Annotated in this window: 17 protein-coding genes and 1 pseudogene; 10 read left to right on the forward strand and 8 right to left on the reverse strand. The window is 70.4% G+C overall.

Features of this window, described 5'->3' with window-relative positions:
- Positions 1 to 80 precede the first annotated feature (80 nt).
- From ACFWDI_RS17495 to ACFWDI_RS17505, 3 genes are all read left to right on the forward strand, one after another.
- Positions 81 to 359 carry a hypothetical protein gene (locus ACFWDI_RS17495; RefSeq protein WP_385305051.1) on the forward strand — a complete coding sequence of 93 codons (279 nt, stop codon included), beginning with the start codon at positions 81 to 83 and terminating at the stop codon, positions 357 to 359.
- Positions 360 to 470: 111 nt separating this feature from the next.
- The gene (locus tag ACFWDI_RS17500) at positions 471 to 1,109 is read left to right on the forward strand and encodes a hypothetical protein (protein ID WP_385304881.1); all 639 of its coding nucleotides are present in this window, start codon (positions 471 to 473) and stop codon (positions 1,107 to 1,109) included.
- Positions 1,110 to 1,569: 460 nt separating this feature from the next.
- A complete protein-coding gene (locus tag ACFWDI_RS17505) occupies positions 1,570 to 1,989 on the forward strand; it encodes a hypothetical protein (RefSeq protein WP_385304883.1) in 420 nt (139 codons plus the stop codon).
- 262 nt (positions 1,990 to 2,251) lie between these two features.
- Here the strand turns inward: ACFWDI_RS17505 and ACFWDI_RS17510 are convergent.
- The 3 genes and pseudogenes from ACFWDI_RS17510 to ACFWDI_RS17520 form a co-directional block, all read right to left on the reverse strand.
- A pseudogene (locus tag ACFWDI_RS17510) lies at positions 2,252 to 2,512 on the reverse strand (transposase); the annotation flags it as partial.
- 111 nt (positions 2,513 to 2,623) lie between these two features.
- The gene (locus ACFWDI_RS17515) at positions 2,624 to 3,046 is read right to left on the reverse strand and encodes a secondary thiamine-phosphate synthase enzyme YjbQ (protein ID WP_385304884.1); all 423 of its coding nucleotides are present in this window, start codon (positions 3,044 to 3,046) and stop codon (positions 2,624 to 2,626) included.
- 123 nt (positions 3,047 to 3,169) lie between these two features.
- Complete coding sequence (locus ACFWDI_RS17520) at positions 3,170 to 4,075, reverse strand: LysR family transcriptional regulator (protein ID WP_385304885.1); 906 nt, start codon at positions 4,073 to 4,075, stop codon at positions 3,170 to 3,172.
- A 142-nt stretch (positions 4,076 to 4,217) separates the two neighbouring features.
- Between ACFWDI_RS17520 and ACFWDI_RS17525 the strand changes: the two genes are divergently transcribed.
- The 4 genes from ACFWDI_RS17525 to ACFWDI_RS17540 all read left to right on the forward strand — a co-directional run bounded on the left by ACFWDI_RS17525 (position 4,218) and on the right by ACFWDI_RS17540 (position 9,437).
- Positions 4,218 to 5,372, forward strand: coding sequence for an NAD(P)/FAD-dependent oxidoreductase (locus tag ACFWDI_RS17525; RefSeq protein ID WP_385304886.1), 1,155 nt, complete (start codon positions 4,218 to 4,220; stop codon positions 5,370 to 5,372).
- A 33-nt stretch (positions 5,373 to 5,405) separates the two neighbouring features.
- Positions 5,406 to 6,746: a 2-oxoadipate dioxygenase/decarboxylase family protein gene (locus tag ACFWDI_RS17530; RefSeq protein WP_385304888.1), complete on the forward strand. Its 1,341-nt coding sequence runs from the start codon at positions 5,406 to 5,408 to the stop codon at positions 6,744 to 6,746.
- Complete coding sequence (locus tag ACFWDI_RS17535; RefSeq protein WP_385304890.1) at positions 6,743 to 8,281, forward strand: aldehyde dehydrogenase family protein; 1,539 nt, start codon at positions 6,743 to 6,745, stop codon at positions 8,279 to 8,281. Before ACFWDI_RS17530 ends, ACFWDI_RS17535 begins: the two co-directional genes overlap by 4 nt.
- Positions 8,282 to 8,357: 76 nt before the next feature.
- The gene (locus ACFWDI_RS17540) at positions 8,358 to 9,437 is read left to right on the forward strand and encodes an NAD(P)-binding domain-containing protein (protein ID WP_385305042.1); all 1,080 of its coding nucleotides are present in this window, start codon (positions 8,358 to 8,360) and stop codon (positions 9,435 to 9,437) included.
- 6 nt (positions 9,438 to 9,443) lie between these two features.
- Here ACFWDI_RS17540 and mltG read toward each other — a convergent pair whose 3' ends face one another.
- From mltG to ACFWDI_RS17555, 3 genes are all read right to left on the reverse strand, one after another.
- Positions 9,444 to 10,292, reverse strand: a complete 849-nt coding sequence (gene mltG, locus ACFWDI_RS17545; RefSeq protein WP_385304892.1) for an endolytic transglycosylase MltG — start codon at positions 10,290 to 10,292, stop codon at positions 9,444 to 9,446.
- A gap of 118 nt (positions 10,293 to 10,410) precedes the next feature.
- On the reverse strand, positions 10,411 to 11,007 hold the full coding sequence (locus ACFWDI_RS17550) for a hypothetical protein (RefSeq protein ID WP_385304894.1): 597 nt from the start codon (positions 11,005 to 11,007) through the stop codon (positions 10,411 to 10,413).
- A gap of 39 nt (positions 11,008 to 11,046) precedes the next feature.
- On the reverse strand, positions 11,047 to 12,855 hold the full coding sequence (locus ACFWDI_RS17555) for an ABC transporter ATP-binding protein (protein WP_385304897.1): 1,809 nt from the start codon (positions 12,853 to 12,855) through the stop codon (positions 11,047 to 11,049).
- A gap of 119 nt (positions 12,856 to 12,974) precedes the next feature.
- Between ACFWDI_RS17555 and ACFWDI_RS17560 the strand changes: the two genes are divergently transcribed.
- Entirely contained in the window at positions 12,975 to 13,436 is a 462-nt protein-coding gene (locus ACFWDI_RS17560) for a MarR family winged helix-turn-helix transcriptional regulator (RefSeq protein WP_385304899.1), read from the forward strand.
- Between the two features lie 153 nt (positions 13,437 to 13,589).
- Here the strand turns inward: ACFWDI_RS17560 and ACFWDI_RS17565 are convergent, their stop codons facing one another.
- On the reverse strand, positions 13,590 to 15,203 hold the full coding sequence (locus ACFWDI_RS17565) for a peptide-N4-asparagine amidase (RefSeq protein WP_385304901.1): 1,614 nt from the start codon (positions 15,201 to 15,203) through the stop codon (positions 13,590 to 13,592).
- 157 nt (positions 15,204 to 15,360) lie between these two features.
- Between ACFWDI_RS17565 and ACFWDI_RS17570 the strand changes: the two genes are divergently transcribed.
- Together ACFWDI_RS17570 and ACFWDI_RS17575 are read left to right on the forward strand one after the other, a co-directional pair.
- Positions 15,361 to 17,175 carry an ABC transporter transmembrane domain-containing protein gene (locus ACFWDI_RS17570; RefSeq protein ID WP_385305044.1) on the forward strand — a complete coding sequence of 605 codons (1,815 nt, stop codon included), beginning with the start codon at positions 15,361 to 15,363 and terminating at the stop codon, positions 17,173 to 17,175.
- Positions 17,172 to 18,953, forward strand: a complete 1,782-nt coding sequence (locus ACFWDI_RS17575; protein ID WP_385304904.1) for an ABC transporter ATP-binding protein — start codon at positions 17,172 to 17,174, stop codon at positions 18,951 to 18,953. Before ACFWDI_RS17570 ends, ACFWDI_RS17575 begins: the two co-directional genes overlap by 4 nt.
- A 139-nt stretch (positions 18,954 to 19,092) precedes the next feature.
- On the opposite strand, the gene ACFWDI_RS17580 is transcribed toward ACFWDI_RS17575, so the two are convergent.
- Positions 19,093 to 19,884, reverse strand: a complete 792-nt coding sequence (locus ACFWDI_RS17580) for a metal-dependent hydrolase (protein ID WP_385304906.1) — start codon at positions 19,882 to 19,884, stop codon at positions 19,093 to 19,095.
- Positions 19,885 to 19,918: the final 34 nt, after the last annotated feature.

The raw sequence follows: 19,918 nt of genomic DNA on the forward strand, positions 1-19,918 counted from the left end.
GCGGTCGTACGGTGGCCGTATGACCGACCGTCCCCAAGACGCCGTCGAGGCCGCGTTCCGGCGCTACAGGTCGCAGGACCGTGCCGCGGCACGTCCCCCTCTACGCCGACGACTTCACCTTCACCAGCCCGCAGGACGACCAGTTTGACAAGGCGGCGTTCTTCGACCGGTGCTTCCCGACCGCCGACCGGATGACGGAGCAGCGGCTGCTGCCCGTCGTCCCGGCCGACGACGAACTCGTCTTCGTGCACTATGAGTACAGGCTCACGACGGGCGCCCGGCACCACAACGTCGAGGCGATCACCGTGCGGGACGGCCTCATCCGGGAGGTTCAGGTCCTCTTCGGCGGCAGGGTGTGAACACGCGGTCTCCGTAGCCCTTTACGTAGTTTCACCGATGCTTTGCGGCGACCCGGTGCTGAAGATGGGGGGCGAACGGACTTCCCGGGGTGGAGCGAAAGGACGTACGTGGTGGGCTGGATCATTGGTTTCGCCGTCATCTTGGCCCCGTCCCTGATCGGACTCAACTTCGCGGTCCGTACCGCTCGTCGGGTCGGCAAGGCGGAGCGGGCGATGCGCGTCCTGACCGCCCGTCCCGGCTGGCAGCGAATCGAGCGCGGCAAGGACGGAGAGGAGTGGGCCGGGTACGCGGGCCACTTCCCCTGGCTGTTGCGAACGTGGCACGGAATCACCGTTACCGGCCAACTCGGCGACCACCAGGTCACCGTCGCCAGGCGTTACGAGCAGATTTCGCGCAGGGACGACCAGCACTGGCTGATAGTGTGCTTCGACCTTCGGGGCAGCGGACCGAACCTACGTCTGGAGCGCCACTGGAGTGCGGCGGAGCTCAATCTCACCTTCTCCAAGGATCTGCCGTACCTGACGATGAGCGACGACTCCGCGGGGACGGCCGAGCGGTTCTACGCCTCGGATCTGCCGAAGCGCCTGGTGAGGTTGGCCGGACCGGCGGTCTCGTTCAGGGAGGACGGGGCGTGCTTCGTGTACCCGCTGCCCGAGGTCGTGGACATGCACAAGCTGCTGGAGGAACTGGCCGGGCTGCTTCCGGACCTCGCCGCGCTCGCCCGGGAGGACGAGGCGGACAACACATGACCGGTCGGCCCCCGCGACAGACCCTGGGGGTGTCAGGGGAGGGCGTGCCAGACCCCGCGACCCGGCAAGATCCACAAAACACCCCCTAGCTAGGCCCTCTCTTCCGGATCTTGCCTGACCACGCCACCCGCACCACCCAGCGGAGCCGTGGAACCCGCCGCCCACCGCGCGCCAGCCGGCTCCCAAGCCTGCCCACATTCAGCCTGAACAGCCGAAACGGCCCGCCGAACACCCGACGGACCGTCATGAAATACCGAGGTTAACGCGCGCTTACGTAGTCGAACTAAGTGGTTTCACCGATGCGCTCGGCCGTTACTCCGCGAGAGGGTGAGGGCGTTCTGGGAGGCGGGACAATTCCGAGGCTCTCGTCGTGTGTCGGCGGAGCCGGAGGCTTCGCGTTTCCCACGGAAGTCAATCTCACAAGATGAGTCTTCCTCAACTAGCTTCGTGGAGACGGATCATGCGCTTACCTGCCCTGTTTGTCACCGTCGCGGTCGTGGCCGCGACGATCGCGGGAGGAGCGGCTCCGGCCGCTGCCGATACCGCGGCCAGCAAGGTCAACCTGGAGGCCGGTGCCGGCCTCCACCACAATTCCGCGGCTGTGACCTATGAGCGCGTCGACGGCGCGGTGAACTCGGTCAAGATCATCTCGCTGCAGGCCTTCTCCGGCGAGCCCGACTGCGTCTGGGTGGAGTGGAACGACCCGAAGGACGTGGGGGACGGTTGGACCGCCCTCAACTCCGAGCCTCCGTGTTACGGCGGCAGCATGGGGGAGACGCTCAACCGGATCATCAAGGCACCCAAGGGCCATCAGCTCAAGGTGCGCTTGGCTGCGTACCACGGCTCCGAACTGGTCCACAAGGACATCGCAAAGCTCTAGGCCGTTTTTTCGGATCACCTCGCTGACCAGATGAAGTCGTAGCGGGTGGCCAGGCCGCGCCACTGTTTGAGCTTGTTGATGCAGCGTTCGACGGTGTTGCGTCGCTTGTATGCCTCGCGGTCGAAGGCTGGCGGACGGCCGTCGTGGCTGCCCAGACGTTTGCGGTTCGCAGCTTGGTCGGCGGGCTGCCCTCAGCCGTACAGCCGCAGGCCCTCCAGCTGATCCCGGGCGATCTGCTGGAGGGCTCCTCGGCCTCGTGCCGCACGCTGGTACGGGTGCGTTTGTACCGGAACCCGCCCCATGTGAGCAGGACGGAAAGCCGCGCTGAGTGGACGTTCACGCCGCGTTCTGCAGCCAGCCATGCTGCGAGCCGGGGCAGCGTCCAGGATGGGCCAGCCGCCTCCACGCTGTCGTCCAGCATGTGCTCCAGCGCGTCCAGGTCTGCCCGGTTGACCTTCGGTGGCCGTCCGCTACGGGGCGCATCCGCCATCGCAGCCCTGCCGCCGACCCGGAAGCGGTGCACCGCCCTGGTGTGGTTCCTGTACCACCAGCAGACGAAGAATCTGCTGAAACGGCAGACAAGAAGGCCACTTGGTGGGGCCGGGGATGCCGGGTACGGTCGCGCTCGCGACCGCTACCCAAGGAAAGTCAACCGCACCTGACGGTCCGGGTTGTCGCGGTTGGTATCCACCAGGCAGACCGACTGCCAGGTGCCGAGCTCCAGCCGGCCGCCGATCACCGGCAGCGTGGCGTGCGGCGGCACCAAGGCGGGCAGTACATGGTCCCTGCCATGGCCCGGGCTGCCGTGCCGGTGCTGCCAGCGGTCGTCTGCAGGCAGCAGGGTGTGCAGCGCGGCGAGCAGATCGTCGTCGCTGCCCGCGCCGGTCTCGATGACCGCGACGCCCGCCGTCGCATGCGGGACGAAGATGTTGAGCAGGCCGTCCCGGCCGCTCGCGGCCTCCTGGAGGAATTGTTCGCAGGCGTGGGTCAGATCGGTCACCGTCTCCACGGAGCCGGTGGTGATGGTCAGGATCCTGGTGGTGAACTGTCCGGGCATGTGTCCATCTTCTCGTCCATTCGGCAAGATCGCCCTTGCTCGGACCGAGGACGCACTCGCGCGGGACCTCGTCCGACAGCGCCCATACGAAGGCGCGGTGACCGGGTGTCGGCGCGCACGGCGTCAGGGCTCAGCCGTCGCCGCCCGCCGCAGTGCCTCGATGAGCACCTCCACCGACGGCCGCCCCCGCGAGGCGGCGCGTACGGCCACCACGACATGCCGCTCGACCAGGTCGTCGAGGGGCACCGAGGCGATGCCCTCCGAGCGCAGCCTCAGCATCAGCCCGGTCAGCGGCGCCACGCCGAGACCCGCCCCGACCATGGCCAGGGAGGTCGCGGTGTCGGTGACCTCATGGGCGACGCGGGGTTCGAATCCGGACCGGCGGCAGGCGGTACGCACGGCACGTCCGTAGTACGTATGGGACGCGGGCAGGATCCAGTCCCGGCCGGCCAGCTGGGTCAGCCGCCAGGACGTCGTGTCGGGCGGCGCCTGATCGGCCGGCACAGCCACTGTGAAGCGCTCCGAGTGGAGTCGTACCAGCTCAAAGGCCTCGTCCCGGGCGAGCGGAGCGTCCGGATAGTCGAGTCCGAGCGCCAGGTCCACCCGACCGGCGGAGACCTCCGCGTGGGCTTGGTCGACATCCACCTCCTGGCTCACCACCTCGACCCCCGGGTGGTGTTCGCCGAGCCGGCGCAGGGCGGGCGGAAGGAAGGCCGCTGCCGCTGTGCCGAACACGCCGAGCCGCAGCCGCGCCGAGATCTCCGTGCGGGTGCGCTCGATGGCGGCCGCCGCCTCGGCCTGGGCCCGCAGGATGCGGCCGGCGTGGACGACCAGCGTGTGCCCGGCGTCCGTGAGCTCGACCCGTCGACCGACTCTCCGTATCAGCTGCGCGCCCGCGGTCCGCTCCAGCTGAGCGATCTGCTGGGAGATCGCGCCAGGGGTGTAGCCGAGGGCCGCGGCGGCCGCCGTCATGGTGCCGCAGCGGTCGAGTTCGGCCAGTGCGCGCAGATGTACTCCACCCAGTTCCATGGAGAGGATCTAAAAGATCGACTGCTGAAACTGTCAATGGACGCGAAGAGTCGGTGGCGTCCACCATGGCTGTCACCGTACGGAACTCCGCCTCATGCCGCGATCCACCGCGATGTGTCGAGCAGACGGGACGGCTCTCTTCATGGTTCACAGCGCTGAGGTCGTCATCGTCGGCGGTGGCGTCGTCGGGGCGAGCATCGCCTTCCATCTGGCAGAGGCCGGGGTGCGGGACGTCCTGGTTCTGGAGCGCGACGAACCGGCGTCGGGCTCGTCGGGCAAGCCGATCGGCGGGATTCGCGCCCAGTTCTCGGATCCGCTCAACATCAGGCTGGGGCAGCGCAGTCTGGAGGCCTGGCGGGCCTTCATCACCCGCCCCGGGGCCGACATCGGCATCGAGAGCGTCGGCTATCTCTTCCTCCTCGGCAGCGAGGCAGAGGTGGCGACGTTCCAGCAGGCCGTCGACGTACAGAACGAGCTCGGTGTCCGCAGCAGGATCATCACGCCCCGCGAGGCGCACGAGCTGTGCCCCTACGTGGATCCGCATTCCGTCGTCGCCGCCGCGTACTCCCCCGACGACGGCTATGCGCTGCCGAAGGCGGCCGTGCACGGCTATCTGCGCGCCGCCCGGCGCCTCGGCGCGACCCTCCGTACGCACTGCACCGTCACCGGCATCGATGTCGGCGGCGGGCGGGTGCGGGCGGTGCGTACGACGTCGGGGACAGTACGCACCTCGACGGTGGTCTGCGCCGTGGGCCCCTGGTCCGCGGCCGTCGGCGCGATGGCCGGTGTGGAGCTGCCCGTCACCCCGCTGCGCCGGCAGATCGCGCTGACCGGGCCGCTGAGTCCCGCGCCGCCGAGGGTCCCCTTCACCCTCGACTTCGACTCCACGCTCTACTTCCACAACGACGGCGCGGGCGGGCTTGTCCTCGGGCTGTCCGACCCGCGCCAGGAGCCGGGATTCGGGCGCGAGTTCAGCCAGGAGTGGCTCGAGCCGTTCCGCGAGGCGGCGGCCCGGCGGGCACCTGCACTGGCCGGCCTTCAGGCCCGGAGCGGCTGGGCCGGGCTGTACGAGATGACTCCGGACCGCAATGCACTGATCGGCCGGGCGGGCGAGGTGAACGGCTTTCTGTATGCCACCGGATTCTCCGGGCACGGCTTTCTGCAGGCGCCCGCGGTCGGCGAGATCGTCCGTGACCTCTACCTCGACAGGACGCCGTTCATCGATGTCGGGCCGCTCGCCGCGACCCGCTTCGAGGGACACGCCGCGGCCGTCCGCCCCGAGGCCCACATCATCTGATCCTGCAGTACACCGGAGGGTAAGGAGGACCGCATGATTCCCGTCTGGCGGCTGCGCGCCGCGTTCGCCCGCCGTCTCTCCGACATGTACGGCATGGAGGTCCCCGCGTACACCACGCTTCTGGAGGTGTCGGCCCAGGTCAACGACGAGGTGATCAGCAAGGGCGGCGACACGGGAGGGCTCGGCGGCATCGAGCGGGTCACGGCGGAGCGGCACGGCGCCATCCGGGTCGGTACCGCGCGCGAGATGCGCCAGGCCGCCCAGGTCTTCGCCGCGCTGGGCATGGAGCCGGTGGGCTTCTACGATCTGCGCGAAGCCGCGGCCAGCGCCGTCCCGGTCGTGTCCACCGCCTTCAGGCCCATCGAGGCCGAGGAGCTGGAACGCAACCCCTTCCGGGTCTTCACCTCCATGCTCACCACGGCCGACCGGCGCTTCTTCGACGCCGGACTCGAGGCCCGGCTGGAGTCCTTCCTGGGCCGGCGCGAGCTGTTCCCGCCGGAGCTCCTCGACCTGGCCGCGCGGGCCGAGCGGGAGCAGGGCCTCGACGAGGCAGCCGCAGAGCAATTCCTGACTCTGGCGGTCGCCGCTTTCGAGCTGTCATCACAGCCCGTGGACCGCGCCTGGTACGCGGAACTGGAGCGGATCTCCGCCGTCGCCGCCGACATCGGCGGCGTCACCAGCACCCATATCAACCACCTCACCCCCCGCGTACTCGACATCGACGAGCTCTACCGGCGGATGGCGGACCGCGGCATCACGATGATCGACCGGATCCAGGGTCCGCCGCGCTGGGACGGCCCTGACGTGCTGCTGCGCCAGACATCGTTCCGGGCCCTGGCCGAGCCCCGCCGCTTCCGTGAACCCGACGGCAGTGTCGCCGCCGGATCCCTGCGGGTCAGGTTCGGCGAGGTCGAGGCGCGCGGCATCGCGCTCACCCGGTCGGGCCGCGCGCTCTACGACGAGCTGATCGGCGAACCGGCCGAGGTCTGGGCCGGCCGCTTCCCGCGTACCGAACACCAACTGGCCGTCCAGGACAAGGCGTTCTTCCGCTACGAGCCGGTAGCGGGCCGGCCCGGCGACGGCCGCCGCCCGCCGGAGGATCTCGCAGGCCTCCTCGACGGGGGCTGGGTGAGCGCCCACCCCATCGTCTACGAGGACTTCCTGCCCGCGTCTGCCGCCGGCATCTTCCAGTCGAACCTCACCGACGAGGGCACCCGGGACACCACCGCCACCGGCGCCCACTACGACCAGCAGTGGCTCTCCGGCGTGCTGGAGCGCCCCGTCCACGACCCCTTCGACCTCTACGCCGCTCAGCAGGACAGCTCACTTCGGCAGGCCCGCCGGGCCCTCGGACTCTCCAAGGACACGTCTTGACCACCAACAGCATCACGCTCCCCGACATCGACTCCCTGCGCACCCGGGCGAAGGAGAGCCTGCTCCGCTGCGGTGCGCAACTTCCCCCGGGCGGTGGCGATCTCGTCGCCCGCACACCGCTGACCGGCGAGGCTCTCTTCACGCTGCCCGCCACGCCGCCCGAGCAGGCCGACGCGGAGATCGGCGTGGCCGAGGAGGCGTTCAGGCAGTGGCGTACCGTTCCCGCGCCGCAGCGTGGCGCGCTGGTCAAGCGGCTGGGCGAGCTGCTGACCGAGCACAAGGAGCACCTGGCGGACCTCGTCACCATCGAGGCCGGCAAGATCCGTTCCGAGGCGCTCGGCGAAGTACAGGAAATGATCGACATCTGTGAGTTCGCGGTCGGGCTCTCGCGTCAGCTGTACGGCCGGACCATGGCCTCCGAACGGCCGGGTCACCGGCTCTCGGAGAACTGGCACCCGCTGGGTGTTGTCGGTGTGATCTCCGCCTTCAACTTCCCGGTCGCCGTCTGGTCGTGGAACACCACGCTCGCACTGGTCTGCGGCGACACGGTCGTCTGGAAGCCCTCGGAGCTGACCCCGCTGACCGCTCTCGCCTGCGACGCCCTGCTCGCCCGCGCCGCCGCCGACACCGGTGCGCCCGCGGGTGTGCACCGGCTGCTGCTCGGCGGGCGCGAGGCGGGTGAGCGGCTGGTCGACGACGCACGGGTGGCCCTGGTGAGCGCGACGGGATCGGTCCGTATGGGACGCGAGGTCGCCCCCCGTGTGGCCACCCGATTCGGCCGCTGTCTGCTCGAGCTGGGCGGGAACAACGCGGCGATCGTCACTCCGTCGGCCGATCTCGACCTCGCCGTGCGCGGGATCGTCTTCTCCGCCGCGGGCACCGCGGGCCAGCGCTGCACCAGCCTGCGCCGCCTGATCGTCCACGAGGACATCGCGGACCGGCTGGTGGAGAAGATCGTCCACGCCTACGGCCAGCTGCCGGTCGGCGACCCGTTCCAGGAGACCACCCTGGTGGGCCCGCTGATCTCCGGCACGGCGCACCGGGGTATGACCGAGGCGCTGGCGGCGGCCGAGGCCGACGGCGGGAAGATCCTGACCGGCGGCGACCGGCAGCTGGCGGAGCAGGCGCCGGAGGCGGCGTATGTACGGCCCGCGGTCGTGCGGATGCCCGCGCAGACCGCCGTGGTCCGCCGGGAGACCTTCGCCCCGATTCTGTATGTGCTCAGCTACCGGACGCTGGAGGAGGCGGTCGCGCTGCAGAACGGGGTCCCGCAGGGCCTGTCCTCCAGCATCTTCACGCAGGACCAGCGGGAGGCGGAGCGCTTCCTGGCCGCCGACGGCTCCGACTGCGGTATCGCCAATGTCAACATCGGCACGTCCGGTGCGGAAATCGGCGGAGCATTCGGCGGGGAGAAGGAGACCGGCGGCGGCCGCGAGTCCGGCTCGGACGCCTGGAAGGCGTATATGCGCCGGGCCACCAACACGGTGAACTACTCGGACAGCCTGCCGCTGGCCCAGGGGGTCAACTTCCTCTGACCCCTCCGATTCCGCTGAGCGGAGCGGGAAGATCCACGACCCCGGCGCGGTTGGTAGAACCGTGAACAACTTCGGGGTGCGAGACGTGGACGTGGTCGTCATCGGCGCCGGACAGGCGGGACTGTCCGGCGCCTACCATCTGCGACGCGCCGGACTGGAGCCGGACCGCGATTTCGTGGTGCTCGACCATGCCCCGCGGGCCGGTGGAGCCTGGCAGTTCCGCTGGCCCTCACTGACATACGGCAAGGTGCACGGCATGCATGCTCTGCCTGGCATGGAGCTGACCGGGGCCGATGACGGGCGGCCCTCCTCCGCGGTGATCGGCGAGTACTTCTCGGCGTACGAGGAGCGCTTCGACCTGAAGGTCCACCGGCCCGTCGATGTCACGGCGGTGCGCGAGGGCGAGGACGGGCGGCTGCTCGTCGAGACCTCGGAGGGGAGCTGGTCGGCGCGGGCGCTGATCAATGCGACGGGCACCTGGGACCGTCCGTTCTGGCCGCGCTACCCCGGCCAGGAGACCTTCCGCGGGCGGCAGTTGCACACCGTGAACTACCCGGGGCCCGAGGAGTTAACCGGGCAGCGCGTGATCGTGGTGGGCGGTGGCGCCTCGGGGACGCAGCATCTGATGGAGATCGCGGAGGTGGCAGCGGACACGACCTGGGTGACGCGCCGGCCGCCCGTCTTCCGCGAGGGGCCGTTCGACGAGGGTGCCGGCCGGGCGGCGGTGGCCATGGTGGAGGAGCGGGTTCGGCGCGGACTGCCGCCGATGAGCGTGGTCTCCGTCACCGGGCTGCCGGTCAACGACGCCGTACGCCGCGCCCGCGCGAACGGGGTTCTGGACCGGCTGCCGATGTTCGACCGGATCACCGGGACCGGGGCCGCCTGGGACGACGGGCGGACGGTGGAGGCGGATGTGATCCTCTGGGCGACCGGTTTCCGCGCGGCGATCGACCACCTCGCACCGCTGCGGCTGCGCGAGCCGGGCGGCGGCATTCAGGTGGAGGGCACCCGCGCCGTCCGGGACGCCCGCATCCATCTGGTCGGATACGGGCCTTCGGCCTCGACGATCGGCGCCAACCGGGCGGGCCGGGCGGCGGTCCGTGAGATCAAGCGGCTGCCGGCGCGCGAGGGCGAGATCGAACCGGCCCTGGTCTGAGCGCCGTCAGCCGCTGTTGCCCGCGCTCCTGCGCTTGGCGTTGAACTCCTCGACATTGCGCCGGTGATCCTCGTAACTGGCAGTGAAACGGGTGTCCCCGGGCGCCACTGTGACGAAGTAGAGCCACCTCCCGGGCGCCGGATTGACCGCCGCGTTCATCGCCTCTTCCCCCGGATTGTCGATCGGAGTGGGCGGCAGCCCCCGGCGTTCATAGCTGTTGTACGGACTGTCGAGCTTGATATCGCTCGCCGTGGTGTCCAGAGTGCTGCGGTTCAGCGCGTAGTTCAGCGTCGAGTCCATCTGCAGCGGCATCCCCTGGGCGAGCCGGTTGTAGATGACCCGCGCCACCTTCCCCATGTCCTGGGGCGTATCGGCCTCGGCCTGCACAATGCTGGCGATGTTCACGGTCTGATAGGCCGTCACTCCGCTGCGCTGGGCGCCGCTGCTGACGTGCATGGCCCCGAACCGCTGCCCGGCCGTGTTGACCATGTAACTGAGCAGGGTCGTGGGCGTGGTCCTGGAGTCGACCGGATACGTGGCGGGGAAGAGGTAACCCTCGGGATTGCCCCTGGCGTCGGCGGGCAGTTTCAGTTTCGCCGCGCCTGCCGCCTTCCGGGTGGTGCCGGATGCCACGTCGAGGGCCTTGTCGACCGCCGCGTACACCTGCGAGGCGCGCCAGCCCTCGGGCACGACCAGTGTCGCCTTCTTCTCCGTGGTCTCCTTCGGCAGCAGGAGCGGCACCAGTACCGCGGCAGCCGCGACGACGACCGCGCTCACCACGATCAGGACCAGCCGGCCACGGCGGGTCAGGCGGAGCCTGCGACCGGGCTGTGCCGACGACGGTTCGTTGCTCATACGGGCACGCTAACCCGGAGCCTGCGCCGATCACGGCACCCGGCGAGGCGCGAGACAGGCTCCGCCGGGTGCGCCGTACGTCGGGAGGTCGTGAGGTCGTGAGGTCTCCCGCGCGGGTCTACCGCACGAAGGGCGGCAGCGCGGCGAACTCCGGTACCACCTGGACCGCCTCGGCAAGGGTGTCGAGGGTGCGCCTGACCCTGGTCAGCAGGTGGTCGGGGAACTGCGCGTCCCACTGGGCATGGTCGGCGGCGTGGAAGGGCAGACCGCCCTGGACCTCCGGCGCGTACGGGTGCGGCCTGAAGTACTTGTCGGTGCCGACCTGGGCCATCACCATGGCCTCCCGCATTCCCGTCATGCCGCGCTCCGGCGCCTGGATCTTCACCACGGTGCTGCATGTCGCGCGCGGCACGGTGAAACTGCCGATGAACGCCTGGCCCGCGGGCTGTCCCGGCAGCGGCAGCTTGAGTATCTGCTTCAGCGCGGGCAGCTGTCCCAGACTCTTCACCGAGGCCTCGATCAGACCGCCGCCCGCGTCGGCCGTGAGGCGGGTGAGTGCGGCACGCAGCGCGGGACCGTCGTCGAGCGAGGCGGGCAGGTCCGGCGGCAGCCCGAAGAAGTGCAGCGACAGCACATCGCCCTGGTCGTTCGCCCATACGTCGTTGTCGACGGGCCGGTATCCGGGCAGTTCTTCCACCCCAAGAAGAGCTCTCACGGGCGGTGATCATGCCGTACCGGACGAGGGCGGTCCGTGTCAGGGTGCGACGGGGGCCAACTGCGCGTCCCTGCGCACCAGAGCGGCATAGCGGCCGTCCCGCTCGAGCAGCTCCTCATGGCTGCCGCGCTCGACTATGCGCCCCGCCTCGAGAACGACGATCTGGTCGGCGTCCCGGACCGTGGAGAGGCGGTGGGCGATGGTGATGGTCGTACGGCCTGCGGAGAGCGCGTCGATGGCCTGCTGCACGGCGTGCTCCGTACGGGTGTCGAGGGCGCTGGTCGCCTCGTCGAGGATGAGGACGGGCGGATCGCGCAGGATGGTGCGGGCGATGGCGAGCCGCTGCTTCTCACCGCCGGAGAAGCGGTAGCCGCGCTCGCCGACCAGGGTGTCGTAGCCGTCGGGCAGGGACGCGATGTGGTCGTGGATCTGCGCGGCGCGGGCGGCCGCCGCTATCTCCGCGTCGGTGGCGTCCGGTTTGGCGAAGCGCAGATTGTCGGCGACGGAGGCATGGAAGAGGTACGTCTCCTGGGAGACGACGCCCACGGCCCGGGCGAGGGTGTCGAAGTCGAGGTCGCGCACATCGACGCCGTCGACCGTGACCCGGCCGCCGGTGACGTCGTACAGCCGGGGCACCAGATAGCTGAGTGTGGACTTTCCGGAACCGGTGGGCCCGACGACGGCGAGGCTGCCACCCGCCGGCACCGTGACATCTATCCCGTCGAGGGTCGGCCGGGCCTGCTTCGCCTCGTAGGCGAAGTCGACGTCTTCGAAGCGCACTTCGCCACGGACCTTTTCGAGCCGGACCGGTTCGACAGGCTCGGTGATGTCGACCGGCAGGTCCAGATACTCGAAGATCCGCTGGAAGAGAGCGAGCGAGGTCTGCATCTGCACTCCGGTGGAGAGCAGGCTCACGGCGGGCCGGAACAGGCCCTGCTGGAGCGAGACAAAGGCGACGAGCGTGCCGATGGAGATCGCGGTTCCGCCGGACTGGAGCGCCAGGCCCGCGGCCCAGTAGATGAGGGCGGGCATGGCGGCCATGACGATGCCGATGGTCGACATCCGCCACCGGCCGGCCATGCTGGAGCGCACTTCGAGGTCCACGAGGCGCTCGGACTCCTCGGCGAAGGACCTGGTGAGCGAGTCGGCCCGGCCCATTGTGCGGCCGAGCAGGATGCCGCTGACGGAGAGCGACTCGGTGACGGTGGCGGCCATAGCGGCCATCTGCTTCTGCCGCTGCGTGGTGATCTTCTTGCGCTCGCGGCCGACCCGGCGGCTGATCCAGACGAACAGCGGCAGCAGGAGCAGCGAGACAGCGGTGAGCCGCCAGTCCAGCGCGAGCATCGCGACGACGGTGGCGACCACGGCCGTGAGGTTGGAGACCAGGGAGGTCGCGGTGGAGGTCACGGTCGCCTGCATCCCGCCGATGTCATTGGCGATGCGCGACTGGACCTCTCCGGTGCGGGTCCTGGTGAAGAAGGCGAGCGGCATGCGCTGCAGCTGGGCGTAGACGGCGGTGCGCAGGTCGTGCATGACGCGCTGGCCGACGGTGGTGGATATCAGCGTCTGGAGCACACCGAAGACGCTGTTCATCACCGCGGTGAGGATCATGCCGAGGGCGAGCAGGCTGAGCAGCCCGGTGCGGCCCTGCGGGATGGCGGTGTCGAGGATCTCGCGCAGCAGGAACGGCGAGGCGACCGAGACGAGCGACGCGGCTGCGACGAGCAGCCCGACGATCGCGAGCCGGCCGCGGTAGGGACGGAAGAGCCGGAGGATGCGCTGCACCTCGGCGGGTGGCTGCTCCGGGTCCTTGGGCGGGGGTGTCCAAGTGACGGCTTCGGGGTGCATGGGCTCCTTCGACAGGGGATGAGTCGGGGGTGGGACAGGGGTAGTTCAGCAGAGTTTTGGAGAGCTTAGCTCACTGTTACCTATATTCACAATGAGCCTGCTCCTGATATTGTTCCGGCATGCTGTACTCATCTTCCGGGGCATCCGACGCCGACGGCCTGCTGGCCGAGCAACTGCTGCGGCTGACGCGACGACTCCACCGCAGCCAGAAGCGGCAGCTGGAGTCGGCCGACATCGCGATCACGCCCGCGCAGTCCCGGCTGCTGCGCACCGTCGCGCATTACGACCAGCCGCCGCGCATGGCCGATCTCGCCGCGCGCCTGGAAGTGGTACCCCGCGCCGTGACCAGCCTGGTCGACGGCCTGGAGACGAGCGGCTGCGTCCGCCGCATCCCCGATCCGAGCAATCGCAGGGTGACCCGGATCGAGCTCACCGACACCGGCCGCGCCACGCTCCGGGCGCTGCGCAGCGCCCGCCGCGCGGCCGCGGAGGACATCCTGGCTCCGCTGACCGCCGAACAGCGCGAGGTGTTCGGCGGGCTGCTGTCCACCCTGGTCGACGGACCGGGACCACGCTGCTGAAGGACCGCGACGGGCCGCAGCTCCCACTCCGCACTGCTGGAGCGGGAGCATACGGCCCGTCGCGGTCCGCGCCGCCGGCCGCGGCAACTCACCTTCGGAGCCCTGCGGTCGGCGCGGTCGACGCGCGCCTGCGCCCCCGTGCCCGTGCCCGCTTCAGCAGCGCAGCCGGTCTTCGGTCACCGTCCCCTGGACGGTCCGCAGGCTGCGGTCGTAGCAGCCCCCGGAGCCGTACAGCCGGTAGCGCTCCGCCGTCGCCCCGACCGCGTGCCGCTGGTCGCGCGGCACATTGGCGGTGTAGGTCGCATCGCCGCTGTACGTGTCGTCGAGCCGCGACCAGGTCAGGCGCTTCCCGCCCTGTGCGACGACCGCGTCGGCCTTGTCCCCGAGGGTGAGGACGGTACGCAGGCGGCCGCCCGCGCCCAGCGTTGTGACTCCGTCCATGGTGTACGTCCGGTGCGTGGCCGAGATCCGGCGTCCGCTGGTCACCGTCCCGTCGTCCGTCCAGGTGCCCTTGAGCGCGTCCAGGTTCTCGCCCTCGGTCCAGCGGTGTACGGAGGTGTTGCCCAGCACTCGGGTCACGGTTGTCGCGACGCGACCGTGCGAGGTGTTGAGGTGACCGCCGACGGTGAGCCGGTGACCGCCCTTGGTGTCGAGCCGGTGCTCGGAACCGGGCGTGTACGTCACCGAGTTGACGGGCGTGCTCTCCTCGTGGCGGGTCAGCGCGCCGGTGACGACATCACTCCCGTTGTCCTGCCACACCAGCACATTGGTGGGCGTGCTCCAGCCGGTCCGGCCGGCCGGGACTCCGACGACGGACACCTCGACGCGGTGCGGCCGGCCGTCGTTGAGTTGCGCGGCGAAGGGCGTGAGGTCGTACTGGATCGGCTTGATGTCAAAGGCGCGCGGCCCCGGCGTCACGTACCAGAGGAAGGGGTTGGACCAGCCGCCCGTCCAGACCGTCGGGAACGGCGCGGCGATTCCCGCGAGCTGTCCGTCCACCGTGATCTGCACCTCGCGGTACGGACCACCCGCGGCTTTGCACGAGTAGGGGGCGGTGTCCGGGACGGTCAGATACCAGTACTCCTCGCAGCCGCCGCCCGATCCGGTGGCGTACACCTCGGCAAGGATCCGCTCGGAGTTGCGCGGAGTGGTGAGCGAAGTGCCGTCGAGGGCAAGCACCGTGTCCGGCACCCTGCCCGGCGCCTCGTCGGGCAGCGCTGCCGGCTTCGCGGCGCGCTCGGCCGCGTAGAAGGTCAGTGTCACCTTCACGTCGAAGACGCCGGTGTACGTCTCATTGACGACATTGCCGATGAGCATCTCGACCGGCTGGGTACGGCGCAGGATGTCGTTGTAGCGCGTGACGTCCTTCTCCACCGACCAGGCGATGCCGTCCGGCGAGGGCTGCGGCGTTGAGGTGCGCAGGATCTCCACGCCGCCGACGGCGAGATGCCCGAGCCGGTCGTACTGCCGCCCCTTGACGCTCCCGTCGAGCCGCAGCACCACCTTGCTCCAGCGGTCGCCGCATCCCTTCGGCGGTGCGTAACTTCCCTTGTACGGCGTGAAATCGCGGAACTGCGCCTCGGCGACGGTCACTTGGCAGGACTTCGCATGGGGGCGGGTGACGGGCGGTACGGCGGTGACCGGGTCGTGCCAGTCGGTGCCGAACTCCGCGGGCGGTGTATCGGCCGCCGCGGCGGGTCCCGCGCCGAGCAGCGACCCCGCGGCCAGCGCCAGTCCGGCGAGCATGGACATGATCTGTCTCTTCATGCGTCAGGAGTGAAGCGTGCGGCAGGTCAGGTGCGCCAGAGCGAGGTGTCAGATCTTGGCGCGTTCTGTGTCCCCCGCGCGAAATTCGATTGCCGCGGAGGGTCCCGAAAGGCGAACCTTGCACGGTTTGAGCCACACTTTCGAGCCCTGGGACATCATGCAGATTCGCGATCTTCCGTATCCCGATCCAGGTGATCCCGACGTCCGGTCCGGCACGCACTTTCTGCTGTGGCTCGGTCGGAATCAGCTGGGCGGTCAGTTCAAGGCCTTGTTCTGGGGGTTGATGCACCAGCTCGGCATCGCCGGGCTGCCGCTCGGCGTGGGCCTGGCCGTCCAGGCCGTGGTGGACCGCTCCGGCGAGCGGCTGGCGTACGCGGGCGGGCTGATCGTGCTGCTCGGCGCGGCCATCTCGCTGGGCGACACGATGCTGCACCGCGCCGCCGTCACCAACTGGATCACCGCAGCGGCCCGTGTCCAGCAGCTGCTGGCCCGCAGGACCGCGGAGCTCGGGGCGGTCCTGACCCGCCGGGTCGCCGCCGGCGAGGTCATCGCGGTCTCGACCGGTGACGTGGAGAAGATCGGCTGGTTCGTCGAAGCACTGTCGCGGTTCGCTGCGGCCGCCACCACGCTGGTCGTGGTCTGCGTCGGTCTGGTGATCTACGAGCCCACGCTCGGCTTCATGGTCGCGATCGGGGTACCGGTACTGGCCCTGGCCGTACTGCCGTTGCTGCCCCGCGCCACCCGGCGCGCGGACATCCAGCGCGAGAAGGCGGGCAAGGCCACCGAGCTGGCCTCCGACACGGTCGCCGGCCTGCGGGTGCTGCGCGGTATCGGCGGAGAGGAGCTGTTCCTCGGCCGCTACCGCCGGGCATCGCAGGAGGTGCGCCGGGCCGCCGTCCGCAGCGCCCGTATGTGGGCGCTGATCTCCGCGATCCAGGTGCTGCTGCCCGGTCTGCTGATGACCGCTGTGGTCGGGTACGGCGCGAAGCTCACGCTCGACGGCCGGATCGAGGTGGGCCAGCTCGTCACCGTCTACAGCGCGGTGCTGCTGACGCACTACCCATTGAGAAACGTCGAGGAGATCGCCATGGCCTTCTCCTTCTCCCGGCCCTCCGCGAAGCGGGCGGCACGCGTGCTGGCGCTGCGCCGCACGACGGAGCCGTCCGGGGTCGAGTACGGCCGCCCGAGCGGTGATCTGTACGACCCGGTCACCGGAGTTCTCGCTCCGGCAGGCCGGTTCACCGCCGTGGTGTGCGGCGACCCGGACGCTGCCGGACTGCTGGCCGAACGCCTCGGCGGGCATCCGGCAGCCGAGGCGGACAACCCCACGTCCGTACTGCTCGGCGGCGTGCCGCTGGACGAGCTGACGCTGGACGAGTCCCGTGCCGCCGTCCTCGTACAGGACAAGGATCCGGTGCTGCTCTCCGGCACACTGCGGGAGCTGCTCGACGTCCCCTCGTCCGGTCAGGTGTCCGCCGAGGACGCGCTCGATGCGGCGCAGTGCGGCGATGTGCTGGACGCGCTCGCCCAGGCGTCCGTGGACACCGACGGCGACCCGATGCGGACGCGGATCACCGAGCGCGGCCGGTCCCTGTCGGGTGGCCAGCGGCAGCGCCTCGCGCTGGCCCGTTCGCTGGTGACCGACCCCGAGGTGCTGGTCCTGGACGAGCCGACATCGGCCGTCGACTCGCACACGGAGGCGCGGGTCGCGGCGGGCGTCAAGCGCCTGCGCGCCGACCGTACGACCGTGGTCTTCGCCTCGTCGCCGCTCCTGCTGGACCTCGCGGACAGGGTGGTGCTGGTCGACAACCACGAGGTGGTGGCCGTCGGTGTACACCGCGAGCTGCTGCACACCGAGCCGCGCTACCGGGCCGTCATCACCCGTGAGACGGACGACGAGGCCGAGGAGCGGCTGAAGACAGCCGAAGCGGCTGAACTGGAAGCATTCGCAGAGATCGAGGAGTCGGCATGATCGGCATCGCGCCGCCGGAGTACGACCCGGCGGCACCGGAGTCGGCGACGACGCTGCCCGTCGGCAGTGCCGCGACCGTACGGTCCTATGTGCGCGAGCTGCTGCACCGGCACCGGCGCGCCTTTGTCGCGCTGATCGCCGTCAACGCGATCGCGGTGATCGCTTCCATGACGGGCCCGTATCTGCTCGGCTCGGTGGTGGAGCGGCTGACGGACGGGGCGCGCGAGCTCCATCTGGAGCGCACCATCGCGGTGTTCGCGCTCGCGCTCGTCCTTCAGACCGTGTTCGTACGGCTGGTGCGGCTGCGCGGCGCGATGCTCGGCGAGGAGATGCTGGCCGATCTGCGCGAGGACTTCCTCGTGCGGTCGGTCGGCCTGCCGCCGGGCGTGCTGGAGCGGGCCGGTACCGGCGATCTGCTCTCCCGTATCACCACCGACATCGACCGGCTGGCCAACGCCATGCGCGAGGCCGTGCCGCAGCTCGCCATCGGCGTGGTGTGGGCGGCGCTGCTGCTGGGCGGTCTCGCGGTGACGGCGCCGCCGCTCGCACTGGCGGTGCTGGTGGCCGCACCGCTGCTGGTGGCGGGCTGCCGCTGGTACTTCAAGCGGGCCCCTTCCGCGTACCGCTCGGAGGCGGCCGGGTATGCGGCGGTCGCTGCCGTCCTCGCCGAAACGGTCGACGCGGGCCGGACCATCGAGGCGCACCGCCTCGGCGATCGCCGCATCGCGCTCTCCGACCAGCGGGTCAAGGAGTGGACGTCGTGGGAGCGCTACACGCTCTACCTGCGCTCGGTCCTCTTCCCCGTCATCAACATCACGCATGTCACGGTGCTCGGCTCGGTGCTGATGATCGGCGGCTGGTTCGTCCTGCGGGGCTGGATCGACGTCGGTCAGCTGACAACGGGGGCGCTGCTGGCCCAGATGCTCGTCGACCCGGTCGGCATCATCCTTCGCTGGTACGACGAGCTGCAGGTGGCCCAGGTGTCGCTGGCCAGGCTGGTGGGCGTCCGGGAGATCGAGCCGGACGCGGGTGACGGCAAGGTCAGCCCGGACGGACGCGATGTGCGCGCGGACGGGGTGCACTTCGGCTACCGCGAGGGCGTGGACGTGCTGCACCAGGTGTCCCTGGCCGTGGCGCCGGGCACCCGGCTGGCCCTGGTCGGCCCGTCCGGTGCGGGCAAGTCGACGCTGGGCCGGCTGCTCGCGGGTATCTACGCGCCGCGGGCGGGACGGATCACCCTCGGCGAGGCCGAGCTGTCCCGGATGCCGGCGGAGCGCGTCCGCGAACATGTGGCGCTCGTCAACCAGGAGCACCACGTCTTCGTGGGCTCGCTGCGCGACAACCTGCTGCTGGCGCGTACCGGCGCGTCCGACGCGGAGCTGTGGGCGGCGCTCGGCGCGGTGGACGCGGACTCCTGGTCACGGAGTCTGGACGACGGCCTGGACACCGAGGTCGGCTCGGGCGGCCTCGCCCTGACCCCGGCCCAGGCCCAGCAGATCGCATTGGCGCGCCTGGTCCTCGCGGACCCGCACACCCTGGTCCTGGACGAGGCGACCTCGCTCCTCGACCCGCGGGCGGCACGGCATCTGGAACGCTCGCTGTCGCGGGTCCTGGACGGCCGCACGGTGGTGGCGATCGCTCACCGCCTGCACACCGCGCACGACGCGGATGTGATCGCGGTGGTGGAGGAGGGCCGGATCAGCGAGCTGGGCACCCACGACGAACTGGCGGCGGCGGACGGGGCGTACGCGGCACTGTGGCGTTCCTGGCACGGGTGAGCGCCGCGGGCCCGGGTCGGTAGCCGTGACCGGGCCCGCTGAGCACCGCGTACCGGGTCGGTAGCCGTAACCGGGCCCGCCGAGCGCCGCGTACGGCTGTCAGTAGCCGCAACCGGGGCCCGCTGAGCGCCGCGGAGCCCTAGATGTAGCCCAGCGCCGCCGCGCCGCCCACTCCCCCGAGCAGCATGAACACCGGCATCAGCACCTTCAGCTCCACCCAGCTGCCCGCCCTGAACCGCATCGCCTTCGGCGGGCCGATCGGGTACCAGCGCTTGCGGCCCACCGGTATCGGCCACAGGACCGGGCAGCCCGAAACAGTCAGCGCATCGCCGATGTCATGCACCAGGGCGCCCAGCACGATCGGCAGACCCAGCCACAGGTACTCCTGGCCCGGGGCCGTGAACAGCCAGTCCGAGCCGTTGCCCGGCTTGTCCAGCACTCCGGCCAGGATCCACGCGCTCGTCGCGCCCAGCAGCCACACCAGTACATCGCTGGAGACCCGCGCGGCCCGCCACAGCAGGCCCTCCACCGCGAGCACCAGGTGGATGAAGAGGATCGCGAGGACCGCCCACCGGCCCCCGGTGATCGCCAGCGCCGAGGTGCCGGCGCCGATCAGTACCGCCCACAGCCAGGTGTGGGTGAGTGTGCGGTGGCCGCCGGTCCTGCGCTTGTCGCCGGGCTTCTTCGTCGCCTTGTAGACGGCGTACGACAGCTTGTCGACGACCTCGCACAGTCCGCGCGAGACGGGCCCGAAGGCCCGCGAGATCGTCGCCGCCTTGTGGTCGAGGTCGGGCGCGAGTGCCGCGCCCGCGCAGATCAGCGCTCCGACGACGAGGACAGGCCACGGCATCGGGTGGCCGGCGGCGGCGGTCGCCGCGCCCACCCCCAGCCAGGCAGCCGCCCCGGAGAGAGAGTGCGCCGGTCCCATCATGTGCGTTCCCGCCCCATTGCTCTTGTGGTGAAGC

It is taken from the genome of Streptomyces sp. NPDC060064, assembly GCF_042736455.1.
Taxonomy (GTDB): Bacteria; Actinomycetota; Actinomycetes; order Streptomycetales; family Streptomycetaceae; genus Streptomyces.